At 73.7% G+C, this 21,054-nt stretch carries 24 protein-coding genes, 1 other RNA gene and 2 pseudogenes; 7 read left to right on the top strand and 20 right to left on the bottom strand.

Annotated features, from left to right (window positions below; all coding sequences use genetic code 11):
* Positions 1–87: 87 nt before the first annotated feature.
* The 3 genes from KPL57_RS25810 to htpG form a co-directional block, all read right to left on the bottom strand.
* Complete coding sequence (locus KPL57_RS25810) at positions 88–402, bottom strand: ABC transporter substrate-binding protein (RefSeq protein ID WP_308253005.1); 315 nt, start codon at positions 400–402, stop codon at positions 88–90.
* Complete coding sequence (locus KPL57_RS70230) at positions 306–1,133, bottom strand: ABC transporter substrate-binding protein (RefSeq protein ID WP_226353501.1); 828 nt, start codon at positions 1,131–1,133, stop codon at positions 306–308. Before KPL57_RS70230 ends, KPL57_RS25810 begins: the two co-directional genes overlap by 97 nt.
* An 81-nt stretch (positions 1,134–1,214) precedes the next feature.
* Positions 1,215–3,083 (bottom strand): molecular chaperone HtpG, encoded by a 1,869-nt coding sequence (gene htpG, locus KPL57_RS25800; protein WP_308187817.1) that lies wholly within the window; start codon positions 3,081–3,083, stop codon positions 1,215–1,217.
* 233 nt (positions 3,084–3,316) lie between these two features.
* On the opposite strand from htpG, the gene KPL57_RS25795 reads away from it, so the two are divergent.
* The 4 genes and pseudogenes from KPL57_RS25795 to secF all read left to right on the top strand — a co-directional run.
* The gene (locus KPL57_RS25795) at positions 3,317–3,781 is read left to right on the top strand and encodes a hypothetical protein (RefSeq protein ID WP_226353499.1); all 465 of its coding nucleotides are present in this window, start codon (positions 3,317–3,319) and stop codon (positions 3,779–3,781) included.
* Entirely contained in the window at positions 3,778–4,203 is a 426-nt protein-coding gene (locus tag KPL57_RS25790) for a hypothetical protein (RefSeq protein WP_226353498.1), read from the top strand. Before KPL57_RS25795 ends, KPL57_RS25790 begins: the two co-directional genes overlap by 4 nt.
* A gap of 8 nt (positions 4,204–4,211) precedes the next feature.
* Positions 4,212–5,588, top strand: a complete 1,377-nt coding sequence (locus KPL57_RS25785) for a SecD/SecF family protein translocase subunit (protein ID WP_374203786.1) — start codon at positions 4,212–4,214, stop codon at positions 5,586–5,588.
* Positions 5,477–5,896: pseudogene (secF, locus tag KPL57_RS70225) on the top strand (protein translocase subunit SecF); the annotation flags it as partial. The gene KPL57_RS25785 and the pseudogene secF, both read left to right, overlap by 112 nt.
* Positions 5,897–6,089: 193 nt before the next feature.
* On the opposite strand, the gene KPL57_RS70220 reads toward secF, so the two are convergent.
* The 4 genes and pseudogenes from KPL57_RS70220 to KPL57_RS72705 form a co-directional block, all read right to left on the bottom strand.
* On the bottom strand, positions 6,090–6,446 hold the full coding sequence (locus KPL57_RS70220) for a hypothetical protein (protein WP_226353497.1): 357 nt from the start codon (positions 6,444–6,446) through the stop codon (positions 6,090–6,092).
* Between the two features lie 197 nt (positions 6,447–6,643).
* Positions 6,644–7,153 (bottom strand): hypothetical protein, encoded by a 510-nt coding sequence (locus KPL57_RS25770; protein ID WP_226353496.1) that lies wholly within the window; start codon positions 7,151–7,153, stop codon positions 6,644–6,646.
* Between the two features lie 51 nt (positions 7,154–7,204).
* On the bottom strand, positions 7,205–7,816 hold the full coding sequence (locus tag KPL57_RS25765) for a LysR substrate-binding domain-containing protein (protein WP_226353495.1): 612 nt from the start codon (positions 7,814–7,816) through the stop codon (positions 7,205–7,207).
* A gap of 178 nt (positions 7,817–7,994) precedes the next feature.
* Positions 7,995–8,126 (bottom strand): annotated as a pseudogene (locus KPL57_RS72705) (LysR family transcriptional regulator); the annotation flags it as partial.
* Positions 8,127–8,210: 84 nt separating this feature from the next.
* Between KPL57_RS72705 and KPL57_RS25755 the strand changes: the two are divergent.
* On the top strand, positions 8,211–8,624 hold the full coding sequence (locus tag KPL57_RS25755) for a VOC family protein (RefSeq protein WP_226353494.1): 414 nt from the start codon (positions 8,211–8,213) through the stop codon (positions 8,622–8,624).
* Positions 8,625–8,636: 12 nt separating this feature from the next.
* Here the strand turns inward: KPL57_RS25755 and KPL57_RS25750 are convergent, their stop codons facing one another.
* From KPL57_RS25750 to KPL57_RS25730, 5 genes are all read right to left on the bottom strand, one after another.
* Positions 8,637–9,341, bottom strand: coding sequence for a hypothetical protein (locus KPL57_RS25750; protein WP_226353493.1), 705 nt, complete (start codon positions 9,339–9,341; stop codon positions 8,637–8,639).
* A 57-nt stretch (positions 9,342–9,398) separates the two neighbouring features.
* Complete coding sequence (locus KPL57_RS25745; RefSeq protein ID WP_020623722.1) at positions 9,399–9,686, bottom strand: DUF1905 domain-containing protein; 288 nt, start codon at positions 9,684–9,686, stop codon at positions 9,399–9,401.
* Positions 9,687–9,706: 20 nt separating this feature from the next.
* Positions 9,707–10,300 carry a DinB family protein gene (locus tag KPL57_RS25740; RefSeq protein ID WP_226353492.1) on the bottom strand — a complete coding sequence of 198 codons (594 nt, stop codon included), beginning with the start codon at positions 10,298–10,300 and terminating at the stop codon, positions 9,707–9,709.
* A 156-nt stretch (positions 10,301–10,456) separates the two neighbouring features.
* Entirely contained in the window at positions 10,457–11,164 is a 708-nt protein-coding gene (locus KPL57_RS25735; RefSeq protein WP_226353491.1) for a siderophore-interacting protein, read from the bottom strand.
* Positions 11,161–11,832: a class I SAM-dependent methyltransferase gene (locus KPL57_RS25730; RefSeq protein WP_226353490.1), complete on the bottom strand. Its 672-nt coding sequence runs from the start codon at positions 11,830–11,832 to the stop codon at positions 11,161–11,163. Before KPL57_RS25730 ends, KPL57_RS25735 begins: the two co-directional genes overlap by 4 nt.
* A 112-nt stretch (positions 11,833–11,944) precedes the next feature.
* Between KPL57_RS25730 and KPL57_RS25725 the strand changes: the two genes are divergently transcribed.
* Positions 11,945–12,562, top strand: a complete 618-nt coding sequence (locus KPL57_RS25725) for a TetR/AcrR family transcriptional regulator (RefSeq protein WP_226353489.1) — start codon at positions 11,945–11,947, stop codon at positions 12,560–12,562.
* 107 nt (positions 12,563–12,669) lie between these two features.
* Here the strand turns inward: KPL57_RS25725 and KPL57_RS25720 are convergent, their stop codons facing one another.
* From KPL57_RS25720 to KPL57_RS25705, 4 genes are all read right to left on the bottom strand, one after another.
* Positions 12,670–13,626 (bottom strand): phosphotransferase enzyme family protein, encoded by a 957-nt coding sequence (locus KPL57_RS25720; protein ID WP_226353488.1) that lies wholly within the window; start codon positions 13,624–13,626, stop codon positions 12,670–12,672.
* Positions 13,627–13,742: 116 nt separating this feature from the next.
* The gene (locus KPL57_RS25715) at positions 13,743–14,243 is read right to left on the bottom strand and encodes a DUF3291 domain-containing protein (RefSeq protein WP_226353487.1); all 501 of its coding nucleotides are present in this window, start codon (positions 14,241–14,243) and stop codon (positions 13,743–13,745) included.
* A 266-nt stretch (positions 14,244–14,509) separates the two neighbouring features.
* An RNA gene (gene rnpB / locus KPL57_RS25710) (RNase P RNA component class A) lies at positions 14,510–14,908 on the bottom strand.
* A gap of 166 nt (positions 14,909–15,074) precedes the next feature.
* The gene (locus KPL57_RS25705) at positions 15,075–16,535 is read right to left on the bottom strand and encodes a YdiU family protein (RefSeq protein ID WP_226353486.1); all 1,461 of its coding nucleotides are present in this window, start codon (positions 16,533–16,535) and stop codon (positions 15,075–15,077) included.
* 77 nt (positions 16,536–16,612) lie between these two features.
* Between KPL57_RS25705 and KPL57_RS25700 the strand changes: the two genes are divergently transcribed.
* Positions 16,613–17,869 carry an SLC13 family permease gene (locus KPL57_RS25700; RefSeq protein WP_226353503.1) on the top strand — a complete coding sequence of 419 codons (1,257 nt, stop codon included), beginning with the start codon at positions 16,613–16,615 and terminating at the stop codon, positions 17,867–17,869.
* 61 nt (positions 17,870–17,930) lie between these two features.
* Here KPL57_RS25700 and KPL57_RS25695 read toward each other — a convergent pair whose 3' ends face one another.
* The 4 genes from KPL57_RS25695 to KPL57_RS25680 all read right to left on the bottom strand — a co-directional run.
* Entirely contained in the window at positions 17,931–18,098 is a 168-nt protein-coding gene (locus tag KPL57_RS25695; protein WP_020622575.1) for a hypothetical protein, read from the bottom strand.
* Between the two features lie 198 nt (positions 18,099–18,296).
* Positions 18,297–19,439 (bottom strand): bifunctional RNase H/acid phosphatase, encoded by a 1,143-nt coding sequence (locus KPL57_RS25690; RefSeq protein WP_226353502.1) that lies wholly within the window; start codon positions 19,437–19,439, stop codon positions 18,297–18,299.
* Between the two features lie 2 nt (positions 19,440–19,441).
* A complete protein-coding gene (locus tag KPL57_RS25685; protein WP_020622577.1) occupies positions 19,442–20,167 on the bottom strand; it encodes a zinc ribbon domain-containing protein in 726 nt (241 codons plus the stop codon).
* Positions 20,164–21,054: Nif3-like dinuclear metal center hexameric protein (locus KPL57_RS25680; RefSeq protein ID WP_226353485.1), on the bottom strand; the 891-nt coding region annotated here is incomplete at its 5' end. The genes KPL57_RS25680 and KPL57_RS25685, both read right to left, overlap by 4 nt.

The following is a 21,054-nucleotide window of genomic DNA, read 5'->3' as shown; positions in this document are numbered from 1 at the left end:
CCCGCGCCGGGCCGGGAACCGGCCGTCGAAACGGACCGCGCGACGCCGCCCGGCGCCCGACCGGACCGCGCGCGACGGCGCCGGGGTTCAGCCGCCGAACCGGTCCGGGTGCAGCCGGCGGGCGAGCGTCGCGACCGCGTCGGCGTTGCGGATGCCGGGGCTGACCTCGGCGAAGGTCGTGGTGAACACCTTGCCGTCGCGGACCGCGGGGACCGTGGCCAGGGCCGGGTCGTTCCGCAGACGCTCGGCCAGCGGCTCCGCGCCCTCCGGTCCGACATCGCGCCCGCAGCAGGCCGGGATCACGATCACGTCCGGGCGGGCCGCGACGATGCCCTCCAGCGACACGGTGCGCTGCCGGCCGGCGATGGTGTCGAACGCCTGCCGCCCGCCCGCGGCCTCGATGATCGTCGTCGCGACGTCGCCGGTGCCGAAGACCCGCAGCTCACCGGAGCTGCCGGGGAGTTCAGCATCGCCACCCGCGGACGGTCGGCGACCCCGGCGAGCCGGCCCGCCACGTCGCCGAGGGTGCTGCGCATGCCGGCGACGACCTGCGCGGCCCGGTCCTCGGCGCCGAGCAGCCGACCGAGGTCGGTGAGGTCGCGCTCGACGCCGGCGAAGGACACGTCGTTGGCGCCGATGCTCTGCTGACCGCCGCCGTCGGCGGTGGGGCAGTAGGCGCTGAACAGGAAGGTCTCCGTGCCGGTGGCGCCGAGCTCGGCGCGGGTGCCGAGGCCCTCCCGGGTGAACGCGCCGGTGAAGCCGGAGACGACGAGGTCCGGATCGACCCGCAGCACCTCCTCGCGCGACGGGTACTCCTCGGGCCAGTAGCTCTGCGGGCGGAAGTCACCGTCGAGCTGCGCCGGCAGCGGGTTGTCCAGGTAGGCCGCTCCGACGAGCCGGTCCCCCGCCCCGAGCGCGAGGACGGCCTCGATGCCGTTCTGGAACATCGCGACGACCCGCTCCGGGCGCTGCACCGGGACGTCGACGCCGCAGTTCACCACCGACGCCGTGGCAGGTGCGGCGCCGTGGTCGCCGAGGTCGCCGGGCGCCGTAGCCGGGTCACCCGCGCCGCACCCCGCGAGGAGCAGCAGCCCGGCGAGCAGCGGCGCCCAGCGGCGCGGGTTCCCGATCACCGCGACAGCATAGCCACGACACCTGATTAGCTCTTCAGATGTGCGGCTCTCGTCACGGGCCGGTCCCCGCGCCGCCCGGCGTCAGAGGGTGTGCTGCAGCCGCTCCGCGAGCAGCCCCACGAACCGGGACGGGTCGGCGAGCTCGCCGCCCTCGGCCAGCAGCGCCATGCCGTGCAGCAGCTCGACGGTGCCGCTCTCGTCCTTGCCGGCCGCGCGCGCGTCCCGCAGCCCGGTGACCAGCGGGTGCGACGGGTTGAGCTCGAGGATCCGCTTCACCTTCGGCGGCTCCTGCCCCATCGCCCGGTACATCTTCTCCAGGGTCGGGGTCATGTCGAACTCGTCGCCGACGAGGACGGCCGGGGAGGTGGTGAGCCGGGTGGAGAGCCGCACCTCCTTGACGTCCTCGGTCAGGACCTCGGCCATCCAGGTGCAGAGGTCGGCGAACTCGGTCTGCTTGGCCGCCGCCTCCTCCTTCTCCTCGTCGGTCTGCAGGTCGACCTGGCCCTTGGCGATCGAGCGCAGCGGGGTGCCGTCGAAGCCGTCGACGGCGTCGACCCACACCTCGTCGACCGGGTCGGTCAGCAGCAGGACCTCGTAGCCCTTGTCCCGGAACGCCTCCATGTGCGGGGAGGCCTCGATCGCGGTCCGCGAGTCCCCGGTCATGTAGTAGATCGCGTCCTGACCCTCGCGCATCCGCTCCTTGTAGGCGGCGAGCGAGGTCGGCTTCTCCGCGTCGTGGGTGCTCTCGAACACCGACACCCCGAGGATGGTGTCGCGGTTGTCGGCGTCGGACAGCAGGCCCTCCTTGAGCGCCCGGCCGCACTGCTCCCAGAAGATCGCGAACTTCTCCGGCTCGTTGTCGCGCATCGACCCGAGGACCGACAGCACCTTCTTCACCAGGCGCCTGCGGATCGCCGAGATCTGGCGGTCCTGCTGCAGGATCTCCCGCGACACGTTCAGCGAGAGGTCCGCGGCGTCGACGACGCCCTTGACGAACCGCAGGTACTCGGGGACGAGCGCCTCGCAGTCGTCCATGATGAACACCCGCCGGACGTAGAGCTGCACCCCACGGCGGGCGTCGCGCATGTAGAGGTCCATCGGTGCGACCTTCGGCAGGAACAGCAGCGCCTGGTACTCGAAGGTGCCCTCGGCGGCGAGCCGGATCGTCTCCAGCGGCTCCTGCCAGTCGTGGCTGACGTGCCGGTAGAACTCGGCGTACTCCTCCTCGGTCACGTCCTTCTGCGGGCGGGCCCACAGCGCCTTCATCGAGTTCAGCGTCTCGGGCGCGGCGTCGTCGGTGTCCTCCGCCGTGCCGGTTCCGGCAGGCATGCGGACCGGCCAGGTGATGAAGTCGGAGTAGGTCTTCACGATGCGCCGCAGGACCGAGGGGTCGGCGTAGTCGTGCAGCTGGTCCTCGGCGTCGGACGCCTTGAGGTGCAGGGTGACCGCGGTGCCCTGCGGGGCGTCGGCGACCGGCTCGATCGTGTAGGTGCCCTCGCCGTCGGAGCTCCAGCGCACGCCCTCGGACGTGCCGGCCTTGCGGGTCACGAGCTCGACCCGGTCGGCCACCATGAACGAGGAGTAGAAGCCGACGCCGAACTGGCCGATCAGCTCCTGGCGGGCGTCGTCACCCGCCTCCCGGAGCTTCGCGAGGAGCTCCGCGGTGCCCGACCGCGCGATCGTGCCGATCAGGTCGACGACCTCGTCGCGGGTCATGCCGATGCCGTTGTCGCGCACGGTGAGGGTGCGCGCCTCGGCGTCCGGCACGAGATCGACGTGCAGGTCGTCGGTGTCGGCGCCCAGGTCCTTGTCCTGGTAGGCGGCGAGACGGAGCTTGTCCAGCGCGTCGGAGGCGTTGGAGATCAGCTCGCGCAGGAAGACGTCCTTGTTCGAGTAGATCGAGTGGATCATCAACCGCAGCAGCTGCCGGGCCTCGGCCTGGAACTCGATCGTCTCGCCGCCGGTCGTCCCGCCGCCGGTCTCCGCGGAGTCGGTGTTCTGGCTGGTCGACGGATCCGTGCTCACGTCAGTCGTCCTCTCGGGTCTTCACGGGGTGGTGCGGCCATGATTGTGCCGAACCGGGACGGTCGCGCGCCCCCCAGTCCGACCCCTGCTCCGTCGTCGGCGGCGCGGTGACCGGTACCGTCGCGGGCGGAAACCCCCGAACCGGACGGATCACCCTCGTGCGCACGACCCGCAGCCCGGCCCGCCGCCTCGTCGCGGTGCTGCTGCTGTCGCTGGTGGCCGCGCTCGCCCCGGTCGCCGGGTCGCTGACCGCCGAGGCCGTCCCGGCCACGGCGGCGGCCTCGGTCGGGCAGGACGTCGCTCCCGCCGAGGCGCCCCGGCCCGCGCTGCTGGGGCGCTCCGCCCACGACGGTCCGGTCGCACCCGACGCGACCGGCCACCCCGGCCCGGCCCTGGACCTGCTGGTCCTCGACGCCGCCGGGCTCCCGCACGAGGCGCCCGGCCGCGTCGACGACCGCACGACGGCCGCCGCCCCGGAGCCCGGGACCGGCGCGGACATCGGGTCGCGGGGACCCCGCGGGCCTGACCGGACGACCCCACCGGTCGCCGCCGCCCGCGACTCCCCCGCACCCCCGCCGTGCCCCGGTCCTGACCGGGGTGCCCGCCGCCGAGGATCCCTGTGAAGCCACGCCCCGTGCTCTGGCGGGCGCTCATCGCGCTCGCCGTGCTCGCCCTGTCCTCCGTCGTCGCGCTCACCACCGCCCCCACGCTGGGCCTGGACCTGCGCGGCGGCACCCAGATCGTCCTGGAGACCCGCGACACCCCCGAGGTCGCCGCCGACGGTGAGGCCACCGACCGCGTGCTGGAGGTGCTGCGCGGGCGCATCGACGGGCTCGGTGTGGCCGAGCCGAGCCTGGCCCGGTCCGGGGAGAACCGGATCATCGTCGAGCTCCCCGGGCTGACCGACCCCGCGGAGGCCGCGGAGACGCTCGGGCGCACCGCGCAGCTGACGATGCACCCGGTGCTGGGGGTCGGTGACCCCGCCGCCGGGGGACCGGCGTCGACGAGCAGGGCCAACCGCTGCAGCTCGGCCCGCCGGCCCTGACCGGCGACATGGTCGGCTCGGCGATGTCCTCGCCCAACCCGCAGGGCGTCGGGCACATCGTCAACATCTCCTTCGACGGTGACGGCCCCGCCCGCTGGCAGGCCCTCACCGGCCAGGCCGCCTGCGCGCCGTCCGGCGACCCGCAGCGTCGGGTCGCGATCGTGCTCGACCAGCAGGTCATCTCCTCCCCGCAGGTCGTCGAGGACATCCCGTGCAACGTCGGCATGCTCGGCGGGCAGACCCAGATCACCGGCAACTTCTCCCCCGAGCAGGCCTCCGAGCTGGCCGTGCTGATCGAGGGCGGCGCCCTCCCGCTGCCGGTGGAGATCATCGAGCAGCGGACCGTCGGCCCGACCCTGGGCGCCGACGCGATCTCCGCGAGCGCCTGGGCCGCGATCATCGGCTCCGCGCTGGCCGGGGCCTTCCTCATCGTGGTGTACCGGCTCGTCGGGTTCGTCGCCGTCGTCGCGCTCGGCGGGTACGCGCTCGTCGCCTACGCGGTGCAGACCGGGCTCGGCGCGACGCTCACGCTGCCCGGCCTGGCCGCCTTCGTGCTCGCGGTCGGCATGGCCGTCGACGCGAACGTGCTGATCGCCGAACGCTCCCGCGAGGAGTACGCGGCGAAGCCACGCCTGGAACGCGCCTCGGAGATGGGCTACGCCAACTCGCTGTCCGCGGTCGGCGACGTCGCGGTGACCTCGCTGCTCGCCGCCGTGCTGCTGTTCGGACTCGCGTCGGGGCCGGTCCGCGGGTTCGGTGTCACGCTGGTCATCGGTGTGGTCGTGTCGCTGTTCTCGGCGCTGGTGCTGTCCCGGCTGCTCACCCTCGCCGTCCTGCGGATCCCCGCGGTGAAGCGCAGGCCGCGGATCACCGGCATCACCGAGATCGGCCCCGTCCGGCGCAGGCTGGAGGCGAGCGACCCCGGGTTCCTGCGGCGCCCGGCCCGCTACCTCGCCGTCGCCGGGGTCGTCGTGGTGGTGATGGTGTCCGGGCTGTTCGTACGCGGCCTGGAGCTCGGTGTCGAGTTCACCGGCGGCCGACTGGTCGAGTTCACGACGTCGAACCCGGTGAGCGTGGAGCAGGTCCGCGGCGCCGTGGACGCCACCGGGATCGGCGGGCTCACCGTCACCGAGACCGGCGACGGCGCGGTGGCCCTGCGCTCCGGCGAGCTCACCGACGCCCAGGTCGGGCAGCTGCGCGAGGCCGTCGGCGCGGCGGGCGGCGGCGCCGAGCTGCTCCGCGACGAGCTCATCGGCCCAGCCTCGGTGCCGAACTGGCCCGCGGCGGGATCATCGCGCTGGGTGTCGCGCTCGCCGCGCAGTTCCTGTATCTGGCGTTCCGGTTCCGCTGGACGCTCGGCGCCGGCGCGGTCGCGGCGCTGCTGACCAACGTCCTCGTGGTGGTCGGGGTGTTCGCCTGGACCGGCCGCACCGCCGACGGGGTGTTCCTCGCGGCGCTGCTCACCGTCATCGGCTACTCGGTCAACGACACCGTCGTCGTGTTCGACCGCGTCCGCGAGCACTGGGCACGCAACGCGACGCTCCCGTTCCACACGTTCGTGGGGTCGGCAGTGCTCTCGACCCTGCCGCGGACGGTGAACACCGGCATCTCGACGCTGACGATCCTGACCGTGCTGCTCTTCCTCGGCGGGGCGACCCTCGGCGACTTCGCGCTGGCGCTGATCGTGGGCATCGTGGTCGGGACGGTGTCGACGATCGTCGTCGCCGGGCCGGTGTCGATCCTGTTGCAGCGGCGCTGGCCGGGGCCCGCGCCGCGGACGTCCGGAGCGAAGCAGCCGTCGGCAAGGCGGGACGGCGCCACCCGTCGAAGGCCGACCGGGCACGGCGCCGCGCGGGCGACGGCGCGGTCGTCTGAGTGCGCGCGGGTCACGAGCGGTCACCGAGGTCGAGGCGTTCACCGCAGCGGTCGATCCCGGCGCGGATCATCGCGCCGTAGCCGTCGTCGGGCAGCGCCCCCACCCGGTCCCGGGCACGGGTCAGGTGGTGGCGCGCCCGCTCGTCGTCGCCGAGGCGGCGGTGCACGTCGGCGAGGTTGAGGTGCAGCGAGGGCAGGAACCCACCGACGCTCAGCGACGCGTGGTGGCGCTGCACCCGCTCGTCGGTCAGCTCGTCGGCGGCGGCCAGGGCGCGCTCGTCCCACACCAGTTCGGTGTGCGGGTCGTCCTGCACGTCGGCGGCGTAGTGGGCCAGCGTGCACCGGTGGAAACGGGTCGCCGTCGGCACCCACCTGCTCCCACAGGGCGTCGAACCGGGCACGTGCGCCGGTCCGGTCCCCGGCACGGCCCGCCTCGACGGCGACGACGACGGCGTCCATGACCGGGTCCATGACGGGGTCGGTGGTGGCGGGCTGGTCCACGGGTCCTCCGGCGCTCGGGGGCGGGTTCGGGACGCATGCTGCACCGGACCCCCGACAGTTCCGTTCACCCGCTGGGCAGCTCCCGCCAGCGCGCCTCGACCGCACGCCACTCACGGTCCACCCGTCCCGACGCCCGGGCCCGGCCCAGGACGCCGGCGGCCGTGTACAGCGCGACCAGCAGGAACCCACCGACGGCCAGCACCGTCGCCGACCGCAGGATGCCGGCCGTCCGGACCTCGGTCGGGCGGGTCGGAGCGGCCGGGGCACCGTCCGGGCCGAGCCACAACCCGACCGTCCGGCCGGGGTCGACCCGCCCGCCGACGGTCACCGTGGCGGTCCGCACCACGCCGCGGTCGTCGGTCCAGCCGACCACGACCGGCCCGGGCCCCGCGGTCGTCCCGAGCACGGTCGCGCCCACCCGCGTGGTTCCGGTCGCCTCGGCGGCGGCGGTCTCGGCGGCGTCACCGGCCGCGATCGCCAGCAGCAGGAGCAGCCCGGCCGCGACGGGCACGACGACCCGCCGGAGCCAGGCCAGGGCCCGCTCGACACCGTCGGGCTCGTCGCAGAGGTTCATGGGTCGAGGGTCGACCCGTCCGGTCCACCGGACAATGCGGAAGTTCCGCTCTCAGCCTTCGGCAGTGACAGAGACAGAACGGATGTGGTCGGCGAGCGCCTGCACGGCGGGCCACCCGGGAGAGCTCGGCTCCAGGGCCGCGCCCCAGCACAGCGACAGCCCGCGCCGGGCCCACGACTCCTCCAACGCGACCACCTGCAGGCGGCCGGCGCGGGACGGGACGGCGGCCGCGCGACGGGGCACGACGGCGAGTCCGGCCCCCGCCTCGGCCAGCGCGACCACCGTGCCCAGGTCCGCGGCGCGGGTGCGGTACCGCGGCGCGAGTCCGGCCTCGGCCGCCTGCGCGTCGAGCGAGAGCTGCAGCGGTGCCGACGCGGCCAGCCCCACCATGGGGTGCTCGGCCGCCTCGGCGAACGCGATCGTGTCCCGCCCGTCGAGCACACCGCGCCCGGTGCCGACGACGACCAGCGAGTCGTCGCACAGCGGCTCCGCGCGCAGTCCCTGCCCGGCGGCCACCTGGTCGAGCACGATCCCCAGGTCCGCTCCACCGTCGGCGAGTGTGCGGGCAGTCTCGACGCTGCGCCGCAGGGTGACGTCGACGTCGGAGTGGCGGCCGGGCCAGCAGGAACGCCGTCCACCGCCCGCGGCACGAGGTTCGTGCATCGCGGAGCTCCCCGGCGAGCAGCGAGAGGGGCGCGCTCGCCGGCCGGGAGTAGGAGGCGATCGCGCCGTCGAGGCGCGCCGCCCGGTCGAGGACGTCGCGGGCGTGGCGGGCCAGTGCCCGCCCGGCCGGGGTGGTGCGCACACCGCGCCGCTCCCGGACCAGCAGCTCGACCCCGGCGTGCCGCTCCAGGGCCCGGACCCGCGCGCTCGCCGACGGCAGGCTCAGGTTGGCCCGCGCGGCGCCACCGGTGATGGAGCCCTCGGCGACGACGTGCAGGAACAGTCGCAGGTCGGTGAAGTCGTACTGCACCCGTCGAGCCTATGGCAGTGCCGTACCCAGTGGGTCTCCTCAGGCGGACAGGGGCTGTCCGCGTCGTGGGCCAGGATCGTCGCCATGACCCCGACCCTGCAGATCGCGTTCGACGCCGCGGACCCGCACGCCCTCGTGCGGTTCTGGGCGGCTGCCCTCGGTTACGAGGTGGAGGACCACACGACGGTCGTCGACGGCCTGCTGGCCGCCGGCCACCTCGGCGAGGCCGACGTGCTGGCCGACGGCGACCGCCGCGGGTTCCGGGACGTCGCCACCGCCCGCGGCCCGGGCCCGCGGCTGTTCGTGCAGCGTGTCCCCGAGTCGAAGTCGGCCAAGAACCGGGTGCACCTGGACCTGCAGGTCGGGCCGACCGAGGCGCCCGCGGAGGTGGAGCGCCTGGTCGCGCTCGGGGCGCGGGTGCTGTGGACGACGAGCGACCGGGGCCCGGTGACCACCACGCTCACCGACCCCGAGGGCAACGAGTTCTGTGTGAGCTGAGACCCGCCCGGCTCAGGCGGGTTCGAAGTCGTAGACCCGGCCGCCGACCTGCATCAGGTCGACCGCGCCGACCAGGCCGCCGTCGCCCCCGCCCTGGTTGAACCCGGCGGCGTAGGCGGTCATCTGCGGGTACTCGGCCATGATCTGTTTCAGGGTGCGCTGCTCGCCGCCGTCGCGGCACTGCCGGTAGGCGTCCACCCGGCCGATCTGGTGGGTCAGACAGAAGGTGCCGGCGCCGACGTCGTAACGGGTCCAGGTGCCGGCGGGCGCCCGGTCGGGCAGGTAGGTGAGGACGTACAGGTCACGGGCTTCCAGGGTGCTCCCGTTGACGTCGACGGCGATCGCGAACGACGGCATCTGCCCGCTCGAGGACGCCGGGTCGCGGTACGCCCAGTAGCTGGCGTCGGTGAACCGGGACAACGGCCCGGCGACCTCGTCGGTGGCGTACTGACGCTTGTCGCCGTCGCCCGGGGTGCGCAGCTCGAGCGCGCCGGTGCCGCCGTCGGGCGGGGCACCGTGGCGGGCGGTGTACTCGCGGCTGCCGGAGCCCTCGTCGAGGGTCCCGGCGAACTGGTTGGAGGCCGTCGGGGTGACGGTCACCCGCCCCGAGGGGCCGAACGGGCCGATCGCCAGTGCGGGCTGCAGTGAAGCGAGCCCGACCAGGGCCGCCACCGCCAGGGCGGCCGCGACCGCTCCGTTCCGTCGTCGTCGACGCATCCGTCCTCCTCGAGCGGGTCCGTGCTGGTCAACGACCGGACCGGCGCGGGGATACCGTCACCGACGGGTACGGATCTCCAGCTCGACCTGCACGACGTCGCCGACCTCGACCTCCTCGGCCCGGCGTACGGCATCCTTCACGGGCAGGAGGAACCCGCCGTCGCGCGGGAAGAGCGAGGTGCTGAACCGGGTCGCGCCCAGCACGGCGTCGACGGGGACCATGCCCCAGCCGTAGGTGACGTCCCGCGCGACGTCGGCGACGACCGCCGCGGCATCGTCCGGCAGCCGGACGAAGTGGTACGGCGCCGGACCCCGCCAGTGCACGATCTCCCCCGCGATCCGCATGGCGACGATCCTGGCACCGCTCAGGCCAGCACGGTGCCCGGCGCGGCCTCGTACGGGGTGAAGACAGTCGTTCGCGGGGGCCCGGCGAGGGTGAGCTCCAGCGCCGGGACGGCGGCACCGTCGATCTGCTCGCGGATGATGTCGGCGTGGCCCGCGTGCCGGGCGAACTCCTCGACCAGGTGGACGAGGTAGTAGCGGGTGTGGATCGGGCGCGCGTCGTGGATCCCGTTCCACGGGGTGGGCGGTGCCGTGGACTCCGCCGCCGGGTCGGTCCGCGAGACGACGACGAGCAGCTCGGTCCGTGCGTCGTCGAACTGGGCCAGGGTGCCGGCGACCGTCTCGTGGTCGCCGATCGCGAAGCCGGCGGTGAACTCGGCGACCGCGGCCGCGTCGAGGGGCTGGGTGGTGACCTCGGTGGTCAGCCGCTGCACCGCGCCGCGCATGCAGTAGGCGGCGTGCTTGACCAGGCCGCCGATCGACAGCGCGCTGCGGCACGGGGTCGCACGGGCCTGCTCCTCGGTGAGGCCGTACAGGGCCGAACGGATCGCCGTGAGCTGCTGGTCGATGTAGTGGAGGAGTCCGGTGGTCTCGTCGTGGCGGGCGGGTGCGTACATGGCGTCCTCCGGGGTGTTCGGGAGCGGTCGAGGACGACCCTGCCGCCCGATGCGGTCAGGTCCGGTCCTCGGCGGCGGAGGAGGCCGGGAAACCGGTGGGCGGCCGGCCACTGCGCCCCGGCCCGGCGACGAGCTGACCCGCCCCGACCGCGGGAGTCAGTCCATTCCGGTCCTCCCCGGCGCCCAGAACGGCTTGGTCACGACGTTGCGCCGGTGCCAGCCCCGGTCGCGGACCAGGTGCTCGCGCACCATCTGAATGGTCCCGGCCTCGCCCGCCAGGTACGCCGTCCCCGGTGTCTCCGGCAGGTCCAGCTTCGCCACGGCCACGACGAGATCGGCGGACTTGACGGCCGATCGGCCGTTGCGGTGGATCCAGGTGACCTCGCCGGGTATCGGCAGCCGCTCCTGCTCGGTGTCGACCTCGATCGCCACGTGCACCGGGGCGCCGTCGCCCAGACCGCGGATCATCGCGCCGAACGCGACCGCGGCGGTCTCGTCCCCGGCGAAGAGGTGGTAGGCGCTGGGCCGGGTGACGAACGAGCCCTCCGGCCCGAACACGCTGACCTCCTCGCCCGGACGGACCCGCCGTGCCCACTGCGCGCCCGGCCCCTCGCCGTGATCGAAGATCCGCAGCTCCATGCGGGTTCCGTCGTACTCCCAGATCGAGTAGGTCCGCAGCGCGCCGACCAGCAGGTCGACGACCGGGTTGGCCGCCCCGGCCTGCACACGGATCTGCTGACCGGGCTTCACCTCGAGGTCGCGAATCCCGGCGCCGGTGAGGGTGATCGCCCGGAAGCGGCCCGCGAGGGGCTCGACGTGCTCGACGGTCGCCGTCCGGAGCAGGGTGTCGATGAGTCGTTTCACGCGGGCACCGCCTCGGTCAGCACGGAGAACTCGGTGCCGCCGTGGAACGGGATGCGGACCGAGACGAACCCGTGCGCTGGGTCGCGGATCCAGGCGAGGTAGTCGGCGTAGAGGTCCGGCATCAGCCCGACGTTGTCGGTGATGACCAGGGCGCCCGGCCTCAGTGCCGGGGTCACCAGGCGGTGGACCTCGAGTGCGACGTCCGGGAAGCCGTCGTTGAGAAACATGTCGACCGGGCCGTCGAGGGCGCGCAGGGTCTCGCGGGCGTCGCCGACCCGGATCTCGACGTACTGCTCCAGACCCGCCTCGGCGATGTGGGCGCGGGCCCGCTCCGCCTTGCGCGGCACCCGCTCGGCGCTGATCACCGTTCCGCCGCCGTTGTCCCGGACCGCGGCGGCCAGCCAGATCGTCGAGATCCCGAACGACGTCCCGAACTCGACGATCGTGCGCGCGCCCGTGGCGCGGGCCTGGGTGTAGCAGTACGCCGCCTGCTCCTTCTCCAGGGTCAGGAACTCGTCGTCGAACGCGCGGACCTGCTCCTCGGTGAGCTCGCCGGGACGCGGGTACTCCGCGAGGTCCTTCGGCGGGACAGGCTCGGGCCGGCTGTCGGACTCGGCGTACAGCCGTTCGAGGACGGCGGCGGTTCGCGGGTCGAGCGTGCTGAGCACCTGGAGCATGGTGAGCCTTCCCTTGGTTGTATCGTCGCAGGTAGAAGCCATATTCTAAGTAGGAGCTCACTTTCTGGGCTACTCGCTTTCGGCCCGCGCACCCGGGAGGGACATGACCCCGCAACAGCGCCGGATCGCCGCACGTCGGCGGCCGCGTCAGGTCCGGGCAGAACTCACCCGCGAGCGGATCCTCACCGCGGCTGCTCACGTTTTCACCACGTACGGCTACGCCGCAGGCACCACGAACCGGATCGCCGAGGAGGCCCGGTGCTCGATCGGCTCGCTGTACCAGTACTTCCCGAACAAGGACGCGATCCTGGCCGAGCTCCTGACCCGGCACCTGGACCAGGGTGCCGCGCCGCTGACGACCGGTGAGGACGCAGGCGATCAGCCGTTGGAGGAGCTCGTGCGGGCGATGGTGCGCACGGCGATCGCGAACCACCGCGACGACCCACGACTGCTGCGGCTGTTCATGGAGGAAGCGCCACGCGCCGGCGCCGTCATGACGAAGATCGAGGCGTACCAGCGCGGCCGGATGCGCAGGTTCCGGGACCTCCTGGTCCGTCATCCCGACGCGGGCGTCGAGGACACGGAGGCCGCCGCGCAGATCGTCACGACCACCCTGGAGATCATGGTCCACGCGCTGTCGGCGGCGCCGGACCGGATCCCCGCGCGACGGCTGGAGAACGAGCTGACCGCGATGATCACCGCGTATCTCCGAGGGAGGTAGTCGGCCCGTCGACAGGGATCTGTGCACTTCCCCGACCCCGCCGTCCGCGCCTCGCAGTCCGTCCGAGGGTTCGTGGATCCGGAGCCACCACCCGCATCATCGCCGGGCTAGCGCGCGCGAATGCCTCCGACCGGTCGCACTCCGGCGCGGGCCAACCGATCTGCCGCCTGCTCGATCAGAGCCGTGGTCGACGGTGACTCCGGTTCCCCGTGCAGAGCGTCCCAGCGGGCGTTGTGAGCAGCCGGCCACAGACTTGCTGCCCACGCGAGTTCCAGCTCGTCGGGCGTGAAGGGTCGACCGCGCACGTTCTGATAAGCGTTCAGGAACGCCTCGGAGCTGGTGAGGCTCGCCAGCGTCGGTGGTTCACCGGGCGAGCGGGGGAACGCCCCGCTCGCAGCACCGACGAGCGCAGCTTCCGGCTGCCAGGCAAGACTGTCCCAGTCGTGTAGCGCCCACAGCGTCGGTCCGTGCCAGCGCAGGTTCTGCGCCTCGAAATCGGAATGCCCCAGGACGCAGGGCGCGTCCGCCCCGCGCAGCCTGGCCCGCACTCGCTGCGCGATGTCCTCGACGAACTGCGGCACCACACTCTGGTCCCGCTGGTCCAGGAACCCGATGCTCGGCCAGACACCGCGGCCGGCGTGGTCCCAGCGGACCCAGCGCGGATTCGGCAACGGCGGCGCCACCCGCACGTTCTGCAACTCGGCGAGCAGCCAGCCGAAGACTCCCCCATAGCGCGACGCGACCTCGGGAGTGTCACCACCCGAGACCTCCCCACCGGGCCTGAACTCCTCGGCATGGAGGACCATCCCGCCGGAACTGATCGCCGCGGTCAACGGCCTCGGGCACGGGAACCCGCGCTCGGCGAGCTGCGCCTGTGCCAGCACACATGCCTCCGCACGGCTGTCGTCCTCCCTGGCCTTCAGGACCACCTCAGCCCCGTCGTCGAGGCACAGCCCCAGCACCACGGACATCTGCGCCACAGCGAACAGCACCTCGACCGGCTCGCTGCCGAGATTCTCCCGGCACCACGGCCCGACCCAGGCGGGCACCTCGTCCACGAGCATCTCTGCACTGTCTCGCCGAGCCACCGAACCAGCAAGCAGGCCTTGTGCCCCCTGTGTGCCCCCGCCCGGGACCGGCCAGGCCGACCCGCGTCACCGACGACGGGAGGCCTCATGTCTCAAGCGCGGCAGTACCAATCGTCGTGTCCGGAGATCGAGTCGGTCTCGGTACCGGGGATCGGGAACTGGACACGGAACGTGAACGCCCGAGGCGTCGGTCCGTGAGCCCGGAGATGGGCGAGCCGCTCCTCTGCCTCGTCCACCGAAGGCCGATGCCCGGCCGGGACCCACCACAGCGCCTGATGCATCTCGCCGAGGCGCACGAAACTCTCCCGCTTTCGGCGGAGCACCGCGACATGGGCCGGGTCGCGGTACACGAAGTCGGCCAACGCCTCGACCGAGGCCCACACGGACATGTTGACGATGAGCCGGTCGTCCCCGAACGCCCGGACCGCAGTGGCGTCGCCGTCCTCGGTCTGCATGCGCCACAGGAATCCGGGCGCGTTGTCGACCACAGCGTTCACCGGGGCGAGGGCCTCGACGAACCACCCGAGTTCGGGCTCGGACAGCGGAACCACCGGTAGCGCGATGTTGACCTGTGCAATCTCCCAGTCGCTCACGGAGCCGGACGCTAGCGAGCAGACGGCCCACGGCGCCACCCCCGAGGAAGCGCACACATCAGGCTCCGCCCGGACCCGGCACCGCTCGGATATCAGGGAGGTGCGGCAGGGCCGGTGACCTCCGCACGGCGCGCCGCGCATGATCATGTCCCGGACCCATCGCCGGGCTGTGGCACGTCGCCGAGAGACGACGAGAGGTCGCGAGAGCATCTCCGCTGCTCAGCGCACGAACCCCGCTCCCCCGGCGCATGTCGGGGAGAACGGGGCGGACGAGTCGGTCTGTAAGCCGGATCCTGTTCCCGGGCACCTCACGGTGCTCCGTTCGGCGACCATCCATCTCGGCCTGCCGTCGCCGGCAGGCTCCAGCGGTCCACCCGCAGGCTCGGGCGGGCAGCCCTCGAACGCCTGCGCAGCCGTACACGTACGGCCTCTCGACCTTGCTCCGGGTGGGGTTTACCGAGCCACCCCGGTCACCCGGGGTGCTGGTGGTCTCTTACACCACCGTTTCACCCTTACCCCCGGCCCTGAGGCCGGTGGCGGTCTGTTCTCTGTGGCACTGTCCCGCGGGTTGCCCCGGGTTGCCGTTGACAACCACCCTGCCCTGTGGAGTCCGGACTTTCCTCGGCAGGACCCGGAGGTCCCGCCGCGGCCGCCCGACCGACTCGTCCGCAACGACGAGGATACTCATGCCGCCACGGCTGCCCGCACGACCTCCGCCAGTTCGGCGCGGCTGGGGCCCTCGGACAGCGGTGCGCCGACTGGTCGTGCTACGCGGCTGGCCGGTCGCGCGCTACCGGGACCGGCTGGTCTCGGTGGCGGAGTGCTCGCTGCTCACGTCCCGCAGAACGTCCTGAACGGCGGGGCGTCCGGCCCGGCCGGCAGGGCGTAGCGCTCGTAGCCCTCGCGATCGGTGAACGGGTCCGCGAGGACCTGCAGCAGCCACTGCACCGGTTCCAGGTCCCCCTCGACGGCGGCGTCCAGCGCCTCCTCGACGAGGTGGTTGCGCGGCACGTAGACCGGGTTGACCCGGTCCATCGCGTCGGCGTCCGGGCCGGCGGCCCGCCAGGACTCCAGCCACGGGTCCAGCGCGGCCGAGTCGGACAGCAGGTCGCGGACCGGCCCCGCGTCACCGCGGGCGGCCTCGGACAGCCGTCGGAAGAACAGGGTGTGGTCGGGCTTCTGGTCCTCGATCACCGCGAACAGGTCGGCGAGCAGCTCCGGGGTCCCGACGCCGATCTTGGCCAGGTAGCCGCGGTCGTGGGCGGCGCGGTAGGCGTCGGCGAAGCCCGCCAGCTCCTCGGTCGCCAGGCGGACCGCCTCCTCCTGGGAGTCGGCGAACAGGCCCAGCAGCGACTCCCCGAAGCGGGCGAGGTTCCACTGCGCGATGCCGGGCTGGTTGCCGTAGGCGTAGCGGCCGCCGGAATCGATCGAGGAGTACCAGGTCGACGGGTCGTGGGCGTCGAGGAACGCGCACGGGCCGTAGTCGATGGTCTCCCCGGAGATCGTCATGTTGTCGGTGTTCATGACGCCGTGCACGAACCCGATCTGCATCCAGCGCGCGATCAGCTCGGCCTGGGCGGCGATCACCGCGCGGTAGAACTCCAGCGGAGTGGACGCCTGCGGGTGGTGCCGGGCGATGGCGTACTCGGTGAGCCGGCGCAGCAGGTCGACCTCGCCGGTCGCGGTGTCGCCGCGCGATCCGCCTGCGCTGCTCGCTGCCGCGAACTGGAACGTCCCCACCCGCAGGTGGCTGGCCGCGGTGCGGGCGAGCACCGCACCCGGCTCCGGGCCGCGGTCGCGCAGCACGGGCTCACCGGTCGCGACGACGGCGAGCGAGCGCGTCGACGGAACCCCGAGCGCGTGCATCGCCTCGGAGATCACGTACTCGCGCAGCATCGGCCCGAGCGGGGCCTTCCCGTCGCCGCCGCGGGCGAACGGGGTCCGCCCCGATCCCTTCAGGTGCAGGTCGCGGCGGGTACCGTCCGGGGTGACGAGCTCACCGACGAGCAGTGCCCTGCCGTCGCCGAGCCGGGGCGAGTAGTTGCCGAACTGGTGGCCGGCATAGGCCTGCGCGACGGTCGTCGCCGAGTCGGGCACGGTCGTGCCGGTGAGCAGCGCGACCCCCTCGGGGGTGCGCAGCTGCGCCGGGTCCAGGCCCAGCTCACGGGCCAGGGACTCGTTGAGCAGCACCAGCCGCGCGTCCGGCGTCGGGGCGGCCTGCCAGGGGACGAAGAGCCCCTCCAGGGCGCGGACGAAGGTGTTCTCGAACGCGATCTCGGTGGCTGCGGTCATGGGTTCCAGGCTACGGACCCGAACGGTCGGCCGCCGGGGAGCACCGCGACGTTGCACCGGGATACCGTCCGGTGGTGATCGACCTCCTGCTGGCGGTCGCGCTGCTGGCCGCCGTCCTGGCCGCCGCGACGCTGCGCCCGTTCGGGCTCCCCGAGGCCGTGGTGGCGGTCCCGGCGGCGCTGGTCGCCGTCGTCGCCGGGCTGGTGACCCCGGCCGGGGCGTGGGCCGAGATCGGCGAGCTCGCCCCGACCGTCGGGTTCCTCGCCGCGATCCTGCTGCTCGGGCACCTCGCCGACGCCGAGGGCGTGTTCCGCTGGCTGGGCGCGCGGCTGGCGACGGCGGCGGCCGGGTCCCCGCGACGGCTGCTGGCCGCGGTGTTCGTCGCGGCGGCCGGGACGACGGCGGTGCTGAGCCTGGACGCGACGGTCGTGCTGCTGACCCCGGTGGTGCTCGCGACGGCGGCCCGGCTGGGGGTGGCGTCGCGGCCGCACTCGTTCGCCTGCGCACACCTGTCGAACTCGGCGTCGGGGCTGCTGCCGGTGTCGAACCTGACGAACCTGCTCGCGTTCTCGGCGTCGGGGGTGGGGTTCCTGACCTTCGCCGGTCTGATGGCCGGGCCGTGGGTGACGGTGATCGCCGTGGAGTACCTGGTGCTGCGATGGGTGTTCCGACGGGACCTGGCCGCATCGCCGGTGCCGGCCCCCGCCGACCCCACGGTACCCGTGCCGGCCGCGCCGGTCGTCGCGCTGGTGGTGCTCGGGCTGACCCTGGCCGGGTTCGCGGTGGCCTCACCGCTGGGCGTCGCGCCGGGCTGGGTCGCCGCGGCCGGTGCCGCGGTGCTGGCGGTCCGGGCACTGGTGCGGCGCGAGACCGGGCCGCTGCGCCTGGTCGCGGCCGCCTCCCCCGGGTTCTGCCTGTTCGTGCTGGCCCTGGGGGTGGTCGTCGCCGGGCTCAGCGCGCAGGGGCTGTCCGGCTGGATCGGTTCACTGCTGCCCGCCACCCCGGACCTGACCGGGCTGCTGGTCACCGCGGCCGTCGCGGCGGTACTGGCGAACCTGGTGAACAACCTGCCCGCGACGCTGGTGCTGCTCTCCGCGCTCGGCCCGGCCGCGCACCCCGGGCTGGTGCTCGCGATGCTGCTGGGCGTCAACATCGGGCCGAACCTCACCTACGCCGGGTCGCTCGCGACGCTGCTGTGGCGGCGCATCGCCACCGGCTACGGCGACCCGCCGCCGCTCGGGACGTTCCTGCGGCTGGGAGCGCTCACCGTCCCGCTGGGCCTGCTCGCCGCGACGACCGCGCTGTGGGCCGCGCTCGCGGTCGTGCCGCAGTAGCCCCGAGCGCACGACGGCCCCGCCCGGAGAGGGCGGGGCCGTCGCGGACGGTGGACAGGGATCAGAACTCGTGGGCCATGTCGTGGCCGAGGTCGGTGTCCGGGTCCATCTCGCGGGCCGGGACGCCCATCGGGCGCGAGCTGCCGCGCCGCTGCTGGGGCAGCCGGGCGATCACCTTCATCTCGTGTGCCAGGTCGTAGCCGTAGTCGTGCTCGTGGATCTGCGACATCGCTGTCCTCACCGTCTCTCTGTTCCCCGCCGCCACCGAGACCGTCGTTCACGCTCCGTAGGTTGACCGCCCCGTACGGTGCACGCGAAGCATCGCTCAGGCGAGGAAAGGGGACAACTGTCCGGAGTCGACACCGCCCGAACGGGTCAGGACGGTATCGATCCAGCAGGTGGTGGCGCGCCGCCGACGGGCCGCTGGCTACCGGAGGCCGTCCAGGTAGGACGTCTCGTTGACCAGACGCACCGAGGCGCCCCCGTCGGGGTAGAAGTCGGCGATGTTGAGACACGCCAGGTCGAGGTGCATGCGGTAGAGCACCTCGTCGCCGGCGCCGAGCGCGGTGCGCAGCAGCATCTTGATCGGCGTGACGTGGCTGACCAGGATCACCGTCCGCCCGGCGAACTCCTCCACGATCCGGGCCCGCTCGGCCTCGACCCGCTCCCCCACGGCGCGGAAGCTCTCCCCGCCCGGCGGTTCGACGTCGGCGGAGCCCAGCCAGCGGCCGTGCAGTTCGGGGTCGCGCTCGCGGGCCTCGGTGAAGGTGAGGCCCTCCCAGCCGCCGAAGTCGGTCTCGATCAGCCCCTCGCGGACCTCCAGCTCGGTCCCGGTCGACTCGGCGACGGCCGCGGCGGTCTGGCGGGCCCGGCGCAGCGGTGAGGACAGCACCGCCGCCGGCTCGACGCCCTGCCGCGAGAGCCGCTTCGCGATCGCGAGGGCCGCGGCGGCGGCCTGCTGCTGCCCCAGCTCGGTCAGCTCGGGATCCCCGTGGCCGGAATAGCGGCGCTCGATCGACAGCTCGGTCTGGCCGTGACGCAGCAGGATCAGCCGCACCGGGGACCCGGTCTGCCCGGTCCAGGCCGCCGCTGCCGCCGAGTCCGTCGACGCGGTCGTCCCGGCGGGTGGCTTCGGTGCGGGCCCTGCCGCGGCGGACGGGTCCAGAGTCGGGCTGGACTCGCCGTCCATCGCGCGGTTGGCGAGCGCGTCGGCGCGGGCGTTGTCCTTGCGCGGGATCCACACGAAGGTCACCGCGTCGAAGCCCGCGGCCAGCTCGCGCGCGGTGTCGGCGAGCTCCTGCAGCGGCGGGTGCTTGATCTTCCAGCGCCCGCTCATCTGCTCGACGACGAGCTTGGAGTCCATCCGGGCCTCGACCTCGGTGGCCCCCAGGTCACGGGCGGCGCTCAGCCCGGCGATCAGGCCGCGGTACTCGGCGACATTGTTGGTGGTGATCCCGAGGCCGTCGTAGACCTCACCGAGCACCTGGCGGGCTCCGGCGTCGAGCACGACCGCGCCGTAGCCGGCGGGCCCGGGGTTGCCGCGGGAGCCGCCGTCCGCCTCGACGACCAGCTTCACCGGCCACGCACCAGGATCGCTCCGCACTCCTCGCAGTGGACGACCTCGTCGGCGGGCGCCGTGCGGACCTGGCTGAGGAAGGTCCGGTCCAGCTCGAGCCGGCAGGCGCCGCAGCGGGACTCGCGCAGCTGCCCGGCCGCGACCCGGCCGCCGGCGCGGATGCGCTCGTAGTCGGCGAGCAGGTCCGCGGGCAGCGCGGCGACGAGCTCGGTGCGGGCACGGTCGCGCCCGGCGCGGGTGGCGTCGATGTCGCCCTCGGCGGACTCGCGCTTCGCGGTCACCTCGCCGACAGCGGTCTCGGCCTCGGCCAGCTCGCCACGGGCGTGGTCGAGCTCGATGCCGACCGCCTCGCGCTCCTCCATGATCCCGAGCTGCTCGTCCTCCAGGATGCCCTGGCGGCGGGCGAGGGTGTCGAGCTCGTGCTGCAGCTCGGTGGCCTGCTTGGCGGAGATGCCCGAGCCGGCGAGCAGGGTGTGGTCGCGCTCGGTGCGGGCCCGCACGCCGTCGATGTCGCGTTCGAGCCGGGCGATGTCGCGGTCGAGGTCACCGGCACGGGTCTCGGCGCGGACCACGGCGTCGCGCGCCGCCCGGACGCGCTGCTCGGCCTCGTCCAGCTGCGCGAGCTCGGGCAGCGTCGAGCGCCGGTGGGTGAGCCGGCCGATCTCGGCGTCCACCTCGGCCAGCGTCACCAGCTTCGCCTGCGCGGTGGGATCGGCCTTCATGCACTCGCCTCCGGTTGTCCTGCTGTCGTGTCGGACCCGCTGCTCGGGGCGGCGGTGGTCCAGGGGTCGGTACGGGCCTGCGAGACCGCGACCGAGACGCTACCTGCGAGGGCCTCGGCCACGACCCCGGCCGCCTGCCCGCACCACGGCCACTCCGAGGCCCAGTGCGCGACGTCGACCAACGCGGGGGTCGGGCCGCCGGGGCCGGTCCCGGCGAGCGCGTGCTCGGAGGCGGGGTGGTGGCGCAGGTCGGCGGTGACGAACGCGTCGACGCCGGCCCGGGCCACGGAGTCCAGTGCCGAGTCCCCGGCGCCGCCGCAGACGGCGACCCGGCGGATCGGACGGTCCGGGTCCCCGGCGCCGCGCACCCCCCAGGCGGTGGCGGGCAGCGCCGCGGCGACCCGGCGGGTGAACGCCGTGAACGGCTCGGCGTCGTCGAGCTCGCCGATCCGGCCCAGCCCCAGCGACGACGGCAGCGGCGCCATCTCCAGCAGGTCGAAGGCCGGTTCCTCGTAGGGGTGCGCGGCCCGCAGCGCGGCGACGACGTCGCGGCGGCGCGACCGGGGCAGCACCATCTCCAGCCGGGTCTCCGCGACGCGCTCCAGGCGCCGACCGACCCGATGGCCGGGGCGGCGCCGTCGAGGGGCAGGAAACTGGCCGGTCCCGGCGGTGGCGAACGAGCAGTGGGAGTAGTTGCCGATCGCGCCGGCTCCGGCGTCGGACAGCGCGGCGTGCACGGCGGCGATCGCCGGGCCGACCGGCACGAAGGTGACGATCTTGTCCAGGGCCGGGCCGGGGACCGGTTCCAGCGGGCCGGACACAGTCAGGCCTAGGGCGGCGGCGAGCGCGTCGGAGACACCGGGGTCGGCGACGTCGGCGTTGGTGTG

Source organism: Pseudonocardia sp. ICBG601 (genome assembly GCF_020496245.1).
The sequence above is the reverse complement of the archived record's forward strand: the minus strand, read 5'-3'. Positions and strand labels throughout refer to the sequence as shown.

What these genes read in the sequence shown, in the direction of transcription:
- KPL57_RS25785 (WP_374203786.1), top strand. Translation starts at nt 4,212, where the DNA reads ATGGTCGGCTCGGCGATGTCCTCGCCCAACCCGCAGGGCGTCGGGCAC.
- KPL57_RS25770 (WP_226353496.1), bottom strand. Translation starts at nt 7,153, where the DNA reads ATGAACCTCTGCGACGAGCCCGACGGTGTCGAGCGGGCCCTGGCCTGG.
- KPL57_RS25765 (WP_226353495.1), bottom strand. Translation starts at nt 7,816, where the DNA reads ATGCACGAACCTCGTGCCGCGGGCGGTGGACGGCGTTCCTGCTGGCCC.
- KPL57_RS25755 (WP_226353494.1), top strand. Translation starts at nt 8,211, where the DNA reads ATGACCCCGACCCTGCAGATCGCGTTCGACGCCGCGGACCCGCACGCC.
- KPL57_RS25750 (WP_226353493.1), bottom strand. Translation starts at nt 9,341, where the DNA reads ATGCGTCGACGACGACGGAACGGAGCGGTCGCGGCCGCCCTGGCGGTG.
- KPL57_RS25745 (WP_020623722.1), bottom strand. Translation starts at nt 9,686, where the DNA reads ATGCGGATCGCGGGGGAGATCGTGCACTGGCGGGGTCCGGCGCCGTAC.
- KPL57_RS25740 (WP_226353492.1), bottom strand. Translation starts at nt 10,300, where the DNA reads ATGTACGCACCCGCCCGCCACGACGAGACCACCGGACTCCTCCACTAC.
- KPL57_RS25725 (WP_226353489.1), top strand. Translation starts at nt 11,945, where the DNA reads ATGACCCCGCAACAGCGCCGGATCGCCGCACGTCGGCGGCCGCGTCAG.
- KPL57_RS25720 (WP_226353488.1), bottom strand. Translation starts at nt 13,626, where the DNA reads ATGCTCGTGGACGAGGTGCCCGCCTGGGTCGGGCCGTGGTGCCGGGAG.
- KPL57_RS25705 (WP_226353486.1), bottom strand. Translation starts at nt 16,535, where the DNA reads ATGACCGCAGCCACCGAGATCGCGTTCGAGAACACCTTCGTCCGCGCC.
- KPL57_RS25695 (WP_020622575.1), bottom strand. Translation starts at nt 18,098, where the DNA reads ATGTCGCAGATCCACGAGCACGACTACGGCTACGACCTGGCACACGAG.
- KPL57_RS25685 (WP_020622577.1), bottom strand. Translation starts at nt 20,167, where the DNA reads ATGAAGGCCGATCCCACCGCGCAGGCGAAGCTGGTGACGCTGGCCGAG.